This window comes from Shinella sp. OV683, assembly GCF_057787725.1.
On sequence record NZ_CM173543.1, the window covers coordinates 3,338,664 to 3,354,986 of the forward strand.

Here is a 16,323-nt window from a genome sequence, read left to right on the forward strand (position 1 = left end):
GACACATCGCTTTTGACGACATAGCCGTCGGCATAGAGCAGCTTCTGTCGCACTGCTTCTCTCAGCATCAAAACCGGGTCCGCTACCGTCATCATCTCGTTGAAAAAGCTGGTGGCAATGTCAACCGCACGCGCCTTCCCTTCCGCAGCAATCTCGTTCTCCGCCAGCCGCCAGTGGCGCTGGCTCAACCCTTCGTCAGGCTCCCAGGGGCGGCCCGGTGCCTGACAGCCTGGCATCATCAGCCTCAGCGGCCCAGATGGTGGCAAGCTCCCTTGCCCGCGTCTCGATCTTGCGTTCGATTCCGGCCAGCAAGTCGTTGTAAGCAGCCTCGTCAAAATTCTTTTCGATGGCGCGTTCCCGGTCATCGGCGAGGCTCCGCTGCAGGCTGTCGATTTTCTCGATGGTGCGCACCAATAGCGCCAGCGCATCCGTGGCCGACTTGATGTCGGCCTTGGCGAGCTTGATCTCGGCTTCATCAGGCGCGCCCTTGAGCAGCGCCTCGGCATCCATGCGAATGGTACGGAACGCCTCGAATTGCAGGCGCATCTCCACCGTCATCTCGTTGAGGAGAAGCTGCAGCGCCTCGACCGGCGTGGGCTCGGCCGCCGCCTTGGTCTCGAGCAGGATGTCGCGCGCCACTTCCGCCGCCCTCGCCTCGGCGGCCCAATCGGGCAGGCGCGGCTCAACCGGCCATGGGGCGACCATCGCCAGATCGAAGTCGATCGGATCGAACATGGAATTTTTTCCTATTTGCGGATTTACCGAGAAAGCCGGGGCGTTTCAGCCTCGGTGGCCTGCGTTTGCCGCACTTTTCGGATCATGACATAAACCTACCAAACGACCGTTACGCCGTCAAGGATTATTTTCCTAATTATATACTTGACGTACCACGTTCGATTTCGTATAAGGAAAACAACGGAGGGACGGCAATGTTCGATTTGACCAACGAGATTTACCACGACGCAGACAAGGCCCGCGAACACCTTGAAGCCATTCACTGGCCCAACGGTCCGATCTGCCCTCATTGCGGCAACTGCGATCAGACGCGCATTCACAAGCTGGCTGGCAAGTCCACGCGCCCCGGCGTCTACAAGTGCAACGATTGCCGCGAACCTTTCACCGTCACCGTTGGCACCGTGTTCGAACGCTCCAAGATCGCATTGAACAAGTGGGTACTCGCCGCTCACCTTATGGCTTCATCCAAGAAGGGCATGAGCGCGCACCAGCTTCACCGTATGCTTGGCGTCACCTACAAGACTGCTTGGTTCATGGCTCATCGTATCCGCGAAGCCATGAAGGAAGATAACAAGTCCTCCGGTCCTCTTGGCGGCGAAGGCAAGATCGTGGAAGCCGATGAAACCTATATCGGCAAGCGCGAAACCCCTGCAAAGCTTTCTCGTGGTCGCGTTGCCACGCCCACCAAGAGCGGCAAGGCTGGCGGTGCTCAGAAGCGCGTTATCGTTGGTCTGGTCGAGCGTGGTGGCAAAGTCCGCACCTTCCACATCAACCACGCTACCGCTGAAACCGTTCGTGACGTTCTGGTCCGCAACGTAACCCGCGATACCAATCTCTACACCGACGAAAGCCGCCTCTATACCCGCACAGGCGAGGAATACGCTTCACACCAGAAGGTGCGCCATTCCGCCAAGGAATACGCTCGCCGCGAAGCTCATGGCATCGTCCACACCAACACTATCGAAGGTGTGTTCTCTGTCTTCAAGCGTGGCATGATCGGCGTCTACCAGCATTGCGGCGAAGCCCACCTGCACCGTTATCTCTCGGAATTCGATTTCCGTTATAACCGCCGCGCTGCGCTCAAGATTTCGGATGCAGAGCGCGCCGAACAGCTTCTTGCTGGCGCTCGCGATAAGCGTTTGACCTATCGGCGGGTTGGTGAAGCCGCTAACGCCTAAGCAAAAAGCCCGCAAACTGTTGGGAAAACGAAAGAAGAACAAATAGCGGGCGGGTGTACCGATTGACATTCACACCCGTAATACCGGCAGAATGCTATCTGACGAATCAGAAAGGCCGCTCGTTGGCGCGAGCGGCCTTGATTTGCCCGCGCAACCCCTGAGTCTGGCTGCGGGACATGGTAGTGTGTACACCCGGTTATGTTCCCGGATTCGCTATTTGGTCAAGCCCGGCTCGAAACTTTAGGAGCCAAAATGGCTAACTTTCCTGTAACGAATCCTGCATCCCCACCTATCATTAATTGGCGAGGCCAAAGCGGCACGACCTATGGGTTCCAGCTTGATCCCATTGGTGCCGTCTACTTCGAGAAGCCCGGCGTCTACATTACCTGTAGGAAGGCCCTCAATGGCAATTGGGATGCGGTCTATATCGGTGAAACCGAAAACTTCCACCAACGTCTCACCGCTAACTTGACGCTTCATCATAAATGGCGAAGCATTAGGGCCGCTGGAGCTACGCACATCTGCACTCTCCACGTTCCCGGCGGGCTCGCCTTGCGCGAGGGGATAGAAACCGATCTCAGAAGACAAATCCGAACTCCGTGTAACGATCAGTAGGGTAACCGGCTAATCGTTACTTTGTTCCTTATCTTCCTTCCCAGGCTTTGGCTTGGGAGGGGTTTTCGGATCGGGCGGCGTCCTGAGCATCCGTCTCAAAACGTCGTCGCCTTTGTCTTCCTCTGTCTTTTTGGTGCCTGTCATGTCTGAACCTGAAGACCTTATCAATGACGCGCTAGACATACATGCTAGCGTGATTGGTCACGTCACCATAGCATGGAACACCGCTCAATCGCTGGTGTTCGTTTTGTTCGGTATCCTATCCAGACTTACTCACGATGAAGCGCAAGCAATTTTCTTCGCGTTGAAAGCCGATACGGCGCAACGAGACGTAACCCGTGAACTTGGAAAGGTTACTCTTATGGGAGACGATGCGCTCTCCACTGAATTTGCTTCCGTCTTCAACGATCTCCAAACTTTATCCGGCCAGCGTAACGCCGCCATACACACAATGTGGTCGGTCCTTACCCAAGAAGGCCGGATAACGCCAACTCCATCATTGCCCTATCACAAAAGTCTCGACCCTGATCGCACCGCAGAACAGTTTGCAGAACTCAACACCAAGATCGGCGAAATCATAGACCGTGCCGTTCGCCTGATTCCAAAGATTGAGAAACACGTTGCATTGCAGAAAAAATCTCGCGAACAACGCGCGAGTCAATCGACCAGTTTGTAGGCAAGCTATCTGAAAGATAGGACCAGAAGACTTCTAGTCCCGCCATCACCATCTCCTCCGTAATCTCCACCGGCCTGTCACGCTCGCGAATCATGCCATTTCCAATCGTGGTACGTCAAGTATATAATTGGGATTATTTTCCTATGTCGCATTTTTCTTGTCAGTGCAGCCTTGGCATGGTGGACTTCCACCTCAACCAGGGGCCGATCCATGACCGAAGATGAATTCGCCACTCTCGCGCTCGCGCTCCCCGGCAGTACCGAAAGCGCCCATTTCGGCAAGCGGGATTTTCGGGCGCCAAAAATCTTCGCCAGCCTGCCGCGAACGGATCTGGCGGCGCTGAAACTTTCGCCCGACCAGCAGGCGATGATGGTGGAGATGCATGGGCCGCTGTTTTCAGTCATTGCCAACGCCTGGGGCCAGAAAGGCTGGACGCATCTGGCACTGCCGGACTGTCCGCAGGACATCGCCGAACACACGCTATCCATGGCCTGGAGGAACGTGACTGCGAAGTCTGCGAACAAGAAACGCCGGTGACGATCAGCCGCCGATCAGTGGCGTCAGGTCCTCGTCGTCGCTGTAGTAGCCGGCGGTCGAGAGGATGTGTTCGCGTGCCTCGGTCGGCAGGTCGCGACCGCGGCCCGCGACGCCCTGGTTGATGCGCTTGGCCTTGCCGTCACTGGTGTCCGCGAGGGCTGCCGCAATCTTTTCGGGATCGGCGCGGTCGCGTCCGACAAAATCGGCGATGCGGTTGGCCAGCACCTGCTTGTCACCGAGAAAATCCTGTTCGTAGGAGATCCACAGCGGCTTGGTCAGGTCCAGCTTCTCGCATTTCTTCCAGGTGACATAAAACTGCACCAGCCACGGCGTCCAGCGCTGGGCGAGGATCAGCAAGCGATCCTCGCGCGGCAAGGTTTCAAAGTTGGATGGCAACCCGTCGCTGAAGTAGCCGTATTGGCTGGAATTGGGATTGGAACGCCACTCCATCACCATGTCGTCCATGCTGACCATGGTGTCGAAGATGTTGCGGTGGGTGATAATCGGCTTGACGTTGTAGACGCCGAGCAGCCGGGCGAGGTAGGGCGAGCAACGCGAATGATGCTGGGCGACATACCCCCTGGCGTTCAGGCCGTTGCGCATGAGCGCGAGCTCGTCGGGCTCCTGTTCGCGCAGATTGGCGCCGAGCGCTGCAGCCGATCCCCAATCGAGGGTTGGTGTAAACAGGCATGCCTGCGGCAGTTCGAGCCCCTTGATCAGCGCCGCCTGGAGAAAGGTCGAACCCGATTTCGGCGCGCAGGCGACGAGGATGTTGGGCTGGTCGGCGTGCTTGGCCGTCATCTTGGCGCGCATGGAGAATTCGGCGAAATTCTCGAGCGAAACCGCAAGCTGACGTGCCGGAGCATCGGGAATATCGGGCACGAAGAACGGGTTGGCAAAAGACAGTGCCGAGGCGATGCTGAGCGCCTTTTCCGGTGAAAAGTCCTTGATGAACAGATCGGCCTTGGCGCGCATGTCTTCCCGGTCGGTATTGGTCGATATCCAGGTCATCATCGGCCGAACCAGGGTTTCCGGATTTGCGGCGGGTTCCATGCTCATAAGCGTATCTTTCCGTTCGAACCTGTCGGGATGCTCACGCGCCGATCAGCGCCGAGATGTCTTCTTCTGCGCTGTAGTAGCTGGCAATGCGCAGAACCTGGTCGCGCACCTTGTCCGGCACGTCCTTGCCACGACCGGCGACACCCTTGTTGAGGCGCTTGGCACCGGCATCAGAACGATCCTCGAACGCATCTGTAAGACGCGCGGCGGCGGCCATATCGGCGCCCAGGAAGGTGGCGATGCGGGTCGCAAGCAGGTGCTTGTCGCCGAGGAAATCCTGCTCATACGACACCCAGAGCGGCTTGATCAGGCCGAGCTTTTCGCACTTCTTCCAGGTGATGTAGAATTGCACGAGCCAGGCGGTCCAGCGCTGGGCGAGGATCATCAGCCGGTCTGTCCGGTCGAGCGTCTGGAAATTACCGGGCATACCATCGTTGAAGAAATAGGCAGTCGCCGAGGCGCCCGGTATGCGCCATTCCATGATCATGTCATCCATCGAGACGACCGTATCAAGGATATTGCGATGGGTGACGATCGGCCGAACATTGTAGAACGACAGCAACCTGGCCATGTAGGGCGAGCAGCGCGCATGATGCTGCGCGACATAGCCACGGGTGTTAAGGCCATTGCGGATCAGCGCCAGTTCGTCCGGCTCCTGCTCCTTGAGGTTCGCCCCGAGCGCCGAACCGGACGCAGCATCCATCGTCGCCGTGAACAAGCCGCCGGAAGGCAGGCTGAGCGCCTTAATGAGCGCATTCTGAATGAAGGTCGAGGCCGATTTCGGCGCGCAAGCGACGAGTACGTTCAACTGCCTTGCATGAGACGCCGTCAGCTTGGCGCGCATGACCATCTCGGCGAAGAGATCGAGATTGACCGCGAGTTGCCGGGCACTTTCGGCCGGAATATCCGCCAGGAAGAATGGGTTCGCATGGCTCAGCAGCGAGGCCATTTCCAGGCCGCGCTGCGGCGGAAACCGAAAGATGAATTCCTGGCAGAGCTTGCTGACGAGATCCACATCGGCGATCCGCGCGATCTTTTGCAGGAAGGGCATGATTTCCTGCTCGAGATTTTCCTGCCGCGCCAGATTTTCCATGTCCGTCCCTATCTTAACAAATACTTTGCGAGGCTATCGGGGCAAACTTTCGCGAGACTGGTGCAAATCGCCAAGCGATCGTTTCTTGGTAGTAACGTTCGTCCGCGCAGCCAACCGCCTTTTTCCGTCGGCCAGCCGAGCGTCCTAGCCGACGATCCCGCTCCAGTCGGCATAGTCGCGATACATGTCGAAAGCCTCCAGTACACGCTCCCGGTTCCGGCCCTGAATGACTGCGCCACGGCCGCTGACGCCCTTGTTGAAAAGGGCATTCTCCGCCTTGTCGAAGGAGGCAAGCGCGCGGACGACCTTGTCCACATCGGGCTCCGGCCGACCCAGATAGCTGCAAACCTTAACAGCCAGGCGCTCCTTATCGCCAAGAATATCGCTCTCATAGGAAAGCCAAAGCGGCCTCGTCAGGCCGTATTTCTCGCACATCGTCCAACTGACATAATAGTCGACATAAAACTGCAGGTACCGGTCGAGAATGGCCCGCATCCGCGTCTCGTCATCCAAGCCAGACCAGTGCGGTGGCATACCGGAATTGAAATAAAGGCCGTCGCCGCTCTGCGTAGCGTCGTTGTCTTTCCGGTAGAATTCGTCAAGGCTGACCAGGCAATCGAAAATGTTGCGCTTTAGGAGCACAGGACGGAGGTTATAGACCTCCAGTTGCCCCGCCAGCAGTGGCGAGCAGACGACATGGTGGTGCGCGATCAGGGGGCCGGCGAGGCAATTGGTCACCAACGACAGTTCATCGATGCGAAACGCTTGCAGGCCGGCGCCGAACAGCGTGAAATCATAGGGCGAGCCGGTCAGCATCGCGAGCCCCTTGCGCTGCAGGCTGAAGGCCTGCGCCAGCGCCCTGACAACGAAGGTCGATCCGGATTTCATCGGGGCTGCGACAAGAATGTGCTCGGCGGCGCTGTTGGCAGCGGCAGTTCGCGCCTGGCCGATGGCAAGAAGCCATTGCGCAAGATTGATGCCGGGCGATCCAGGTTCGGTGTTGGGAATGAAGAACGGGCTGGTGTTGGAGCCGATCATCATCAGCCTGCTTTGCTGGTCGGGCGCACATTGCGACAGCGCCTCATTGGCGATTGCACGGATCGCCTTGGGCTTGTTCTGCCCACGCAAACGCTGCACCAATTCCTGCGGACTGTTGATCGCCATGTCGGGACTCCGGTTCATTCCCGGGATAGGCATGACATCTTGCGCGTGCCTTTCGGCTCTTGCTGACCGCGAGAGAGATGGAAAGCTCAACGCCCCAGCAAAAGCAGTGCGCTCACGACAGGCGCCGGGTCTTCGCCCCTCACTCCTCCGCCGGCCAGTTCACCTCGTAGTCTTCGTAATCCTCGAAATCGACGTCCTTTTCGTTGACCGTCCGGCCGCGGACGGAGATGCCGGCGGCGTGGACGGTTTCGGGGTCGCCCGACAGCAGTGGGTGCCACCAGTAGAGGTCGCGGCCTTCCTTGACGAGCCGGTAGCCGCAGGTCGGCGGCAGCCAGGTCAGCGTTTCCACTTCCTCGACCGTCAGCCGGATGCACTCGGGCACATGTTGCTTGCGGTTGACGTAATCGGAGCACCGACAGCTCTCCGAATCGAGCATGTGACAGCGAATATTGGTGAAGACGATGTCGCCGGTATCCTCGTATTCCAGCTTGTTCAGGCAGCAGCGGCCGCAGCCGTCGCAGAGGCTTTCCCACTCCGTGTCACTCATTTCGCGCAGCGTCTTGGTTTTCCAGAACGGCGCGGTATTTTCCATTTTTGTGTTGTTCATTGAGATGTTATAGAGGTCTCAGCCTATTTTAGGAACATTGAATTCCCAGGGTCGCGATCGGATTTCCCCCATATGAGTGATGCATCGGAGAAAGACAAGGAACCCAAGCTCAGGAAGCACTTTTTCCTCAAGCTGGATGCCTGGCTCGATTCGACGCTCTGGAACGCCGGCTTCAACTTCGTCGATATATGGGAAGACGTCACCATTTTCTTCCGGAAGTTCCGGGTCAAGGGCTGGAAGCGCATACCCGTCGAACTTGTCGGCGAGGCGCTGACCTGGGGCTCGGTGGGCCTGGTCGTGATGCTGGCGCTCGCCAAGCCGGCCTTCGAGATCGCCAAGAGCGACTGGCGCAAGAAGCAGGATTTCGCCGTCACCTTTCTCGATCGCTACGGCAATGTGGTTGGCCATCGCGGCATCATCCATGAGGATTCGGTTCCGATCGACCAGTTGCCCGATCATCTGGTGAAAGCAGTGCTGGCGACCGAGGACCGGCGCTTCTTCGACCATTTCGGCATCGATGTCCTCGGCCTGTTCCGGGCCGTTTCGGAAAATGCGCGTGCAGGCGGCGTCGTCCAGGGTGGCTCGACGCTGACCCAGCAGCTCGCCAAGAACCTGTTCCTGTCCAACGAGCGCTCCTTCGACCGCAAGATCAAGGAAGCGTTTTTGGCGCTGTGGATCGAGGCGAACTTCTCCAAGAAGCAGATCCTGTCGCTCTATCTCGACCGCGCCTATATGGGTGGCGGCACATTCGGCGCAGCGGCGGCGGCCCGCTTCTACTTCGGCAAGGAAATCACCGATCTGACGCTAGCTGAATCCGCCATGCTGGCGGGCCTGTTCAAGGCTCCGGCAAAATATGCGCCGCATGTCAACCTGCCCGCAGCGCGTGCCCGCGCCAACGAGGTTCTGACCAACCTCGTCCAGGGCGGCATGATGACCGAGGGTGAAGTGATCGATGCGCGCCGTCATCCGGCCAGCGTCGTCGACCGCAATGCCCGCGAGGCTCCGGATTTCTATCTCGACTGGGCCTATGACGAGACGCTGAAGCTCGCCAAGAACTACCCCACCCATTCGCTGGTCGTGCGCACCACCATCGACATGGGCCTGCAGAGGGCAGCCGAAGAGGCGGTGGAAACCGGGCTCAGGCAGTATGGCGACAGCTATCACGTCAAGCAGGGCGCGCTGGTGATGATCGAAAATGGCGGAGCGGTGCGCGCCATGGTCGGCGGCCGCGACTATGGCGAGACGCAGTTCAACCGCGCCACCAAGGCGCTGCGCCAACCCGGCTCGTCCTTCAAGGTCTACACATATTCGCTGGCCATGGAGAAAGGCCTGACGCCTGATTCGATCGTCGTCGACGGCCCGGTGACATGGCGTGGCTGGTCGCCGCAGAACTATGGCCGTTCCTATGCCGGACGCATCACCATCCTGACCGCAATCGCCAAGTCGATCAACTCGATCCCGGTCAAGCTGGCCAAGGACCTGATCGGCACCGAGGCGATCTCCAAGCGCGCCAAGGACATGGGCGTCGAGACGCCGATCCGCACCGACAAGACCATCCCGCTCGGCACGTCGGAACTGACTGTCATTGACCAGGCGACCGCCTACGCCACGTTCCCGGCCGAGGGCATGCAATCGCGCCGGCACGGCATTACCCAGATCATGGATTACGACGGCAAGGTGCTCTACGACTTCAGCAAGGACGCGCCGCCGGCCAAGCGGGTGATGACCAAGCAGGCCGCCGACTACATGAACCAGATGCTCAGCCAGATCCCTTATATCGGCACGGCGCGCAAGGCAGCGCTCGACAATGGCATCGTCACCGCCGGCAAGACCGGCACGACGCAGGGCTATCGCGATGCCTGGTTCTGCGGCTTCACCGGCAATTACACGGTGGCCGTCTGGTTCGGCAATGACGACTATACGTCGACCAACAAGATGACCGGCGGCTCGCTGCCGGCGATGACCTTCAAGATCCTGATGGACTATGCCCATCAGGGCATCGAGCTCAAACCCATCCCCGGCATCGAAAACCCGCTGCCCAAGGACCGGCCCAAGGAAACCGCGGCAGCGATCGAAGCCAAGAAGAAGGCGGAAGTTGCCGCCGACAACAAGCTGCCGGAAATGATCCGTCCGCGCACCTTGACGGCTGCCTCGACGCGACTGATCCGCCAGATCGGCGAAAAGCTGAGAGAGGCCCCGAAGCTGAAAACCTCGGAGAAGGTGGCCGAGGCGGGGTGAGCGGAGTGCGGCCACGCTTCCGCTTCCACCATTCACACAGGATTGCACGCCGCCTCTGGCTTCGATAACACTTCCCCCAACCGAACGTTGCGAGGAGTAGGCGCGGCATGGCGATTCAAACTTTAAATGGTGACAAAACCGGCACGGGCCTGCAATTCGACCTTGGAACGGACGATAGTCTCTTGCTGGGGGCAAGTGCGTTTCTGGTCAACGAAAGCACTGCCAGCGGCATCAATGAGAATCTGATCGCCGCGCGCGGCAGCCTTCAGGTCGTGACGATATTGGGAACCGCCTACGCTTATGGGGATGCCGTTCTTCTCGGCGACTCGCCGAGCGACGATTCCTCCCAACGGCTCTTTATCGGCAAGGAAGGATATCTGGGCAGCCAGGCGGGCATCGGCGTCTATTTGCGCTGCACCTCTGGGATCGTCGAGAACTGGGGTACGATTGATGGCGCCGTCGGTATCGGTGTGATTTCCGCGCTTGCGACAGACCCGACCTCTATCGAGAACCACGGCCTCATCCGCGCGCGCGAGACCGATGCCATTTATCTCAGTTCCAGCGGCCAGGTGGAAATCGTCAACAGCGGCACGATCACCGGCGGCGGCGAGTCGGCGCTCGATGCGATCAGTTCGGGCGGAGCAATTTCGATCGTCAATACGGGCTCGATCACCGGCATGGTGCACATGGGCCTCGGCAAGGACAGCTATGACGGCCGGCGCGGCTCGGTGGACGGCCTCATCGACGGCTATTGGGGCAATGACACCATCCGCGGCGGTTCAGGCGGAGAACAGTTGGCCGGCAATCTGGGCCGCGACCTGCTCTACGGCGGCGGCGGAGCCGATATGTTTATCTATCTCGACGACACCGACTCGACGAATGCGAAATCGGGGCGCGATCTCATTGGTGACTTTTCCCACAAGAGCCACGATGTCATCGATCTCTCGGAACTCGACGCACTCGCCACGACCCTCGACAACGACGACTTCACATTTATCGGCACTGCGGCTTTTTCCGCAAGCGGAGCCGAAGCGCGCTATGTGATCAAGGGAAATTCCACCTTCCTCTATCTAAGCACCGATACCGACAGGCCGCCTGAAATGACCGTCGAACTGACCGGCAGGATCCATTTCGTCCAGTCGGATTTCGAACTATAGCGAGCGAAGATCGGTACCGGCCGAGGGCATGCAATCGCGCCGGCACGCGTTGTTGTCGCGAGATAGCACAACGACAGAAAGCAAGGCCAGTCATCTCACCTTGATGACGACCTTGCCTTTTGCGCGCCCCGTCTCGCTGTATGCAAGAGCGTCCTTGATCGATGCGAATGGAAAGATCCGATCCAGGACCGGCCGTATGATGCCGGAATCGATAAGCGCGGTAATCTCGCGCAATTGGTCGCCGTTCGCCCTCATGAACAGAAATGAATAGCTGACGCGATGGCCTCTGGCTTTCTTCCTGATTCCATAGCTCAAAAGGCGCATGACCGGCGCCAGGAACCAGCTCGATCCCAGCTCCTTCGCAAAAGCCGGATCAGGCGGACCGGAGATCGAGATCAGCTTGCCACCGGGTTTGAGCACGCGGAGGGATTTTTCGAGCGTGTCCTTGCCAAGACTGTTGAGCACGACGTCATAGCCGCTGAGGACCTTCTCGAAATCCTCTTTCTTATAGTCGATGACGACATCAGCGCCGAGCGTCCTGACCAGATCGACATTCGCGGTACTGGTTGTCGTCGCCACGGTTGCGCCGATATGCTTCGCGAGCTGAATCGCAAATGTTCCGACGCCGCCGGAGCCGGCATGGATGAGGACTTTCTGGCCCTTTTTCAGGTTGGCTCTTTCGATCAGTGCCTGCCAGGCGGTCAAGCCGACGAGAGGGATCGAAGCCGCTTCTTCCATGCTGAGATCCTTTGGCTTGATCGCCACATCGCCTTCACTCATGGCAATGAATTCGGCAAAGGTGCCGATGCGGTCTTTACCTGGCCGCGCATAAACCTCGTCACCGAGCTTGAAGCGCTTGACTTTGGGGCCGACCCGGACGACCACCCCCGCGACATCGTTGCCAAGAATGAGCGGCAGACGATAAGGCAGGATGAGTTTGAACTCGCCATCCCTGATCTTGGAATCCAGCAGATTTACGGCCGCGGCATGGACCTGGACCAGCACATCGTTGTCCCGCAGCTCCGGATCAGGCCTTTCGCCGATCCGCGCCCCGTTGTTCTTGCCGTAGCGATCGATGAAGAACGCTTTCATGTTATATTCTCACGCATGATGTTTCTCTTTCAGGTTTTGTTGCCAGTTCTCATTGATTGCATGAGAGGCTTTAGTCTTGGCGTATCCAGGTCTGTGAGCGGCCCAGCAACGATACGCCGATATAGCCGCGCACGCTGAGCTTCTTGCCACCGTCGATCAGGTGCAGGTTGCTGCTATAGACCTTGCCGTTCTCAGGATCGAGGATTTGGCCGCCGGTGTATTCGTCGCCATCCTTTTTCAGGCCGGACAGAATTTCCAGGCCGACGATCGGCGCATTCTTGAGTGCGCCTTCGCATTCGGCGCATGTCGGGTTCTGGTTTTCGGTCGGGGCCGGGAAGACTTTTTCGACCGTGCCCCGGAGCGTTCCGTTCGCTTCGGAAATGCGGATCAGCGCCCTCGACTTGCCACTGACATCGTCGATGTTCTTCCATAGGCCGACCGGCGAAGTATCATCCGCCCAGGCGGCGGAAGACATCAGTGCGATAGTCAGGGTGATCGCCAGGACGCCGGCGGTTTTGAAAGTCAGCATTATTTTATCTCCAGGAGTTTGATTGTCGTTTGTTTGAAAGCGGGCCATGGCAGGGCTTGATGGGGGCGACAGAATGGGCGCCTCGTGCCGGCGGGTAGATTCTCACATGCAGCTCTTGGACTGAATGGCGGCACCGATTGCTGCGAGCTCGCCCTTGCCGCGCGCAACGTCATCCTCCCGGTTCTGGCCGGTCATGGCGGCAATGGGAATATGGATGACGGTCATCGCACCCTTGTCACGCTCGGCCGCCTCGTGCTGGGCCGCCTCGAGGCGTTGCTGGGTGACCCGCTTGGCAGCCCGGTCGGCGACAAGCTCGGCGCAGGACAGCTGCAGATAGGGATAGGTAGCAACCGGCGTTGCCGCTATCTGTTCGGGTTGTTTGGCGCAGCCTGAAACGACCAGCGCCAGCGCGCACAGAACCATTGTTTTCATACGGATTTTCCTGAGGGGCACGTGGGTGTTCATAGAACTTGATCGAGACCCAATTGCCTGCGCAGGATCTTATCGACCATCGCCTCCGGGAAGTAGCGGCGCAGCGAACGAACCTGGCTCGACTGTTTGCCGGCCGAGTAGCGCAGTTTGGGTTTGGCGGCGGTGGCCGCCCTGACGACGGTTGCGGCGACGATCTCTGGAGAATCCCCCGCGTCGACCCATTCACGCATCAGCGCCTCTGAGCTTTTGCGCGCGGCATCGTAAACCGACAGCGGTTGGTCTACCCGTGTGAGGTTGTCTTCAAAGGATGTGCGGGTCACGCCGGGCTCGACCAGAACAACGCGGATACCGAAGTTCCGCACTTCGTGATCGAGCGACTCCGAATAGCCCTCGATTGCATGTTTCGTGGAGGCATAGAAGGCGTTGAAGGGTGACGGGATAAGACCCAGAATCGAACTCATATTGATGATCCTGCCCTTTTTCTGGCCTCGCATGATGGGGAGCACCGCGTTCACCACGCGGGCAACCCCAAAGACATTCACATCAAACAATCTCTGCGCCTGGACGATCGAAGACTCTTCCGCCCCGCCAATGAGGCCGATGCCGGCATTGTTGACCAGAACGTCGATCCGGCCGGCCCGCGACAGCACCGTCGCGACAAGAGAATTGACGGATGCATCGTCCGTCACGTCGCAGATCAGCATCGATACATTGGTCGGGCCGCTGCCGGTCACCCGACGGCTTGTTCCGAAGACCTTGAATCCCGCCCGCACCAGGGCCTCGGCGCTGGCGCGGCCGATGCCCGAAGAGGCTCCAGTCACAACAGCGGTGGGTTGCGAATGCACATTCATTGAATTCTCCAAATCCGCGATCCGGCGATCGCCACCTTTTAAATTATGATCGTAATATTACATAACACTCGTAATTCCATTTGAAAAGCCCTAAAGAGAATCATGCGCTACGAAAAAGGTCGAAAGGACGCATCGCGTCGCCACATCATGAAGGTCGCAGCCGAACGTTTTCGCTGTGATGGGATTGCCGCATCCGGGCTTGCCAGCGTCATGAGCGACGCCGGGCTGACAAACGGTGCCTTCTATGCGCATTTCGAATCCAAGGCGGAGCTGGTGCGTGAAACCGTGGCAGCGGCGCTCGAGGATCTGTCGAAACAGGTGGAGGACGCCATAGCTGCCGGCGGGTTGGCGGCGGCTGTCGCAACGTACCTGTCGACCGAGCATCGTGACGATCCGGCACATGGCTGCTCATTTGCAGCGCTTCTGCCGGAACTCGCGCGTCAGCCAGCCGAGGCGCGTCAGGTCTATACCGAACGATTCCTGACCCTCGTCAGCCAGCTGGCATCGGCCCTGCCGCCGCAAACCGCCAATCCCGAGGACACCGCGATGGCCATGTTTGCCACCCTCATCGGCACGCTTCAGCTTGCCCGCACCCTGGAGGACACGGCATTATCGGCCCGCATGCTGGCGGCAGGAGCAGATGCGGCGCTGCTGCTTGCGGAGCCCCGTCAGGACAAAGCAACCACGTAGGTCCCAGCAGCTCCCAGACGGCTAATCTCAATCGCCGCGACGGCATCCCGCCTCAAGCGGCACGCGCGGAGCCAAGCCTCTGCCAGGAACGTGACATCGGCGATGCGGAAGCCGGCAGGCCTGCGCGGTTGCAGGCGCGACGCCGCGTCGGTTTCGGAACGAACCGCCTGCAACAACGCGCGTTGGCCGGCGGAAGTCCGTGCGAGCGGCTGTTTTTGCCTGTGTGTTGCCGTAACACACTTGCTTTGTTCGAATATTAGTGAATTGTTACTTCTAATGTATGCTGGTGATCGTGATCCAGATCGTCGCCAGTTCGACGTTTAATCGGGGGGCTCTTCATGATCGATCTTCGTCTTTTGGGGGCAGCGACAGCGCTGGCCGTATTGTTTTCTACAAATGCGCTGGCAGCGGATGTGGCGCCGCTGCTGCAACAACCCCAGCCTGTGGAGGCGCAGGACGACTGGTCGTTTGCCGCCTCGCCCTATTTCTGGGGAGCCAGCCTGTCGGGAAAGACCAAGCAATTCGGTTTACCGACCGTCAAGATTGATGCCAACTTCGGCGACATATTGAGCAATCTCGATTTCGCGGCGATGGCAGCGGCAGAGTTGCGTTACCAGCGCTTCAGCGTCATCGGCGACTTCATGTACAGCAAGCTGGGCGCAACCGGGCATACGCCCTTTGGCGTGCTTACCGACAGTGTGAGCGTCACCTCGGAAACGTTCTCAGGCCTGCTCGGCGCCGGTTATGCCGTGGTCGACGACCCCGCCGGACACCTGGACGTGGTTGCGGGCGTTCGGGTATGGTCCGTGAGCACCGACATTCAGCTCAACGGCGGCCCCCTGGCTGGGGTGAGCGGTGACGACAGCGCCACTTGGGTGGACGCTGTTGCCGGCTTGCGCGGCAAATATTTCCTGACGCCGGAATGGTATCTCTCGGCGTGGGGATTTGTGGGTGCGGGCGGAGCCGATATCGACTGGGACGTGGCGGCAGGCGTCGGCTACCAGTTCAGCGATTCCATTTCGGCAATTGCGGGTTATCGCGCTATGGGCGTCGACTATCGACAGGACGGTTTCGTGTTCGACACTGTTCAACAGGGCCCGATCCTCGGACTCACCGTGCGATTCTAACTCGCGTGGACTCATGCGCAAAAATGCGTGCATGAGGCCTCTCGGCGGGATGTCGTCCGGTCCTGACATTTCGTAACGGGCTTCCGAGCATCAGCTTTCGCCGATGCCGCGCTACTTCGAGCGGGCGCAAGACGATGCCGGAGACTACGGCCGGTGGCATGTCGAACACGCCTTCGCATTGGTGCCAGCACAAGCCTATGTCGCCAAGCACCTGCAAACCTATGTGGAATTCCCACCGCGCCAAAAACCGGGGAGCTTCTCGCTCGACCAGGTATTGGAGAAGCTGCATGACGCAAATGGCGGTGCCAAGTGAACCGTCATCATTGACAATGATGGGCCGGCTGATCTTGCGAGCACGACCTCGATCTTCCGAGGTCGTGCCTCACCGGCACGGAGTGGGCAAGCCGGGTTCCCCGATTTCGAACCTCGCATGTTAACAGTTTGCCACGGCGCGAACCTCGCAATCACAGGCTCGCCTTGATCGGACCTGCGCTATGGCAAGTTCGTCTTGGAGCGAATGTTACCGTAACGTACTACGCAACA

General features: G+C 59.0%; 17 protein-coding genes and 1 pseudogene. 8 read left to right on the forward strand and 10 right to left on the reverse strand.

Features of this window, described 5'->3' with window-relative positions; all coding sequences use genetic code 11:
- Nucleotides 1–195: 195 nt before the first annotated feature.
- Nucleotides 196–735 (reverse strand): hypothetical protein, encoded by a 540-nt coding sequence (locus ACXHRN_RS16155; RefSeq protein ID WP_488637331.1) that lies wholly within the window; start codon nt 733–735, stop codon nt 196–198.
- 194 nt (nt 736–929) lie between these two features.
- On the opposite strand from ACXHRN_RS16155, the gene ACXHRN_RS16160 reads away from it, so the two are divergent.
- On the forward strand, nt 930–1,913 hold the full coding sequence (locus tag ACXHRN_RS16160) for an IS1595 family transposase (protein WP_488637332.1): 984 nt from the start codon (nt 930–932) through the stop codon (nt 1,911–1,913).
- Nucleotides 1,914–2,153: 240 nt separating this feature from the next.
- Here the strand turns inward: ACXHRN_RS16160 and ACXHRN_RS16165 are convergent, their stop codons facing one another.
- The gene (locus tag ACXHRN_RS16165; protein WP_488637333.1) at nt 2,154–2,501 is read right to left on the reverse strand and encodes a hypothetical protein; all 348 of its coding nucleotides are present in this window, start codon (nt 2,499–2,501) and stop codon (nt 2,154–2,156) included.
- A gap of 169 nt (nt 2,502–2,670) precedes the next feature.
- On the opposite strand from ACXHRN_RS16165, the gene ACXHRN_RS16170 reads away from it, so the two are divergent.
- Complete coding sequence (locus ACXHRN_RS16170) at nt 2,671–3,204, forward strand: hypothetical protein (protein WP_488637334.1); 534 nt, start codon at nt 2,671–2,673, stop codon at nt 3,202–3,204.
- 210 nt (nt 3,205–3,414) lie between these two features.
- The gene (locus ACXHRN_RS16175; protein ID WP_488637335.1) at nt 3,415–3,741 is read left to right on the forward strand and encodes an MmcQ/YjbR family DNA-binding protein; all 327 of its coding nucleotides are present in this window, start codon (nt 3,415–3,417) and stop codon (nt 3,739–3,741) included.
- 3 nt (nt 3,742–3,744) lie between these two features.
- Here the strand turns inward: ACXHRN_RS16175 and ACXHRN_RS16180 are convergent, their stop codons facing one another.
- The 4 genes from ACXHRN_RS16180 to ACXHRN_RS16195 all read right to left on the reverse strand — a co-directional run bounded on the left by ACXHRN_RS16180 (nt 3,745) and on the right by ACXHRN_RS16195 (nt 7,664).
- Nucleotides 3,745–4,800 carry a hypothetical protein gene (locus ACXHRN_RS16180; protein WP_488637336.1) on the reverse strand — a complete coding sequence of 352 codons (1,056 nt, stop codon included), beginning with the start codon at nt 4,798–4,800 and terminating at the stop codon, nt 3,745–3,747.
- Nucleotides 4,801–4,834: 34 nt separating this feature from the next.
- Nucleotides 4,835–5,893: a hypothetical protein gene (locus ACXHRN_RS16185; RefSeq protein WP_488637337.1), complete on the reverse strand. Its 1,059-nt coding sequence runs from the start codon at nt 5,891–5,893 to the stop codon at nt 4,835–4,837.
- Nucleotides 5,894–6,037: 144 nt separating this feature from the next.
- A complete protein-coding gene (locus ACXHRN_RS16190; RefSeq protein ID WP_488637338.1) occupies nt 6,038–7,057 on the reverse strand; it encodes a sulfotransferase family protein in 1,020 nt (339 codons plus the stop codon).
- A gap of 139 nt (nt 7,058–7,196) precedes the next feature.
- Complete coding sequence (locus ACXHRN_RS16195) at nt 7,197–7,664, reverse strand: YcgN family cysteine cluster protein (RefSeq protein WP_488637339.1); 468 nt, start codon at nt 7,662–7,664, stop codon at nt 7,197–7,199.
- Nucleotides 7,665–7,736: 72 nt separating this feature from the next.
- On the opposite strand from ACXHRN_RS16195, the gene ACXHRN_RS16200 reads away from it, so the two are divergent.
- Together ACXHRN_RS16200 and ACXHRN_RS16205 are read left to right on the forward strand one after the other, a co-directional pair.
- Entirely contained in the window at nt 7,737–9,902 is a 2,166-nt protein-coding gene (locus tag ACXHRN_RS16200) for a transglycosylase domain-containing protein (RefSeq protein WP_488637340.1), read from the forward strand.
- 107 nt (nt 9,903–10,009) lie between these two features.
- Entirely contained in the window at nt 10,010–11,059 is a 1,050-nt protein-coding gene (locus ACXHRN_RS16205) for a M10 family metallopeptidase C-terminal domain-containing protein (protein WP_488637341.1), read from the forward strand.
- Between the two features lie 90 nt (nt 11,060–11,149).
- Here ACXHRN_RS16205 and ACXHRN_RS16210 read toward each other — a convergent pair whose 3' ends face one another.
- From ACXHRN_RS16210 to ACXHRN_RS16225, 4 genes are all read right to left on the reverse strand, one after another.
- Entirely contained in the window at nt 11,150–12,151 is a 1,002-nt protein-coding gene (locus ACXHRN_RS16210; protein WP_488637342.1) for an NADP-dependent oxidoreductase, read from the reverse strand.
- Nucleotides 12,152–12,221: 70 nt separating this feature from the next.
- On the reverse strand, nt 12,222–12,680 hold the full coding sequence (locus ACXHRN_RS16215; protein ID WP_488637343.1) for a DUF2147 domain-containing protein: 459 nt from the start codon (nt 12,678–12,680) through the stop codon (nt 12,222–12,224).
- A gap of 102 nt (nt 12,681–12,782) precedes the next feature.
- Nucleotides 12,783–13,112, reverse strand: a complete 330-nt coding sequence (locus ACXHRN_RS16220; protein WP_488637344.1) for a hypothetical protein — start codon at nt 13,110–13,112, stop codon at nt 12,783–12,785.
- 29 nt (nt 13,113–13,141) lie between these two features.
- The gene (locus ACXHRN_RS16225; RefSeq protein ID WP_488637345.1) at nt 13,142–13,963 is read right to left on the reverse strand and encodes an oxidoreductase; all 822 of its coding nucleotides are present in this window, start codon (nt 13,961–13,963) and stop codon (nt 13,142–13,144) included.
- Between the two features lie 102 nt (nt 13,964–14,065).
- On the opposite strand from ACXHRN_RS16225, the gene ACXHRN_RS16230 reads away from it, so the two are divergent.
- From ACXHRN_RS16230 to ACXHRN_RS16240, 3 genes and pseudogenes are all read left to right on the forward strand, one after another.
- Nucleotides 14,066–14,653, forward strand: coding sequence for a TetR/AcrR family transcriptional regulator (locus ACXHRN_RS16230; RefSeq protein WP_488637346.1), 588 nt, complete (start codon nt 14,066–14,068; stop codon nt 14,651–14,653).
- Nucleotides 14,654–14,991: 338 nt separating this feature from the next.
- Nucleotides 14,992–15,780 (forward strand): hypothetical protein, encoded by a 789-nt coding sequence (locus ACXHRN_RS16235; RefSeq protein ID WP_488637347.1) that lies wholly within the window; start codon nt 14,992–14,994, stop codon nt 15,778–15,780.
- A 115-nt stretch (nt 15,781–15,895) separates the two neighbouring features.
- Nucleotides 15,896–16,093: pseudogene (locus ACXHRN_RS16240) on the forward strand (arylsulfatase); the annotation flags it as partial.
- Between the last annotated feature and the right edge of the window lie 230 nt (nt 16,094–16,323).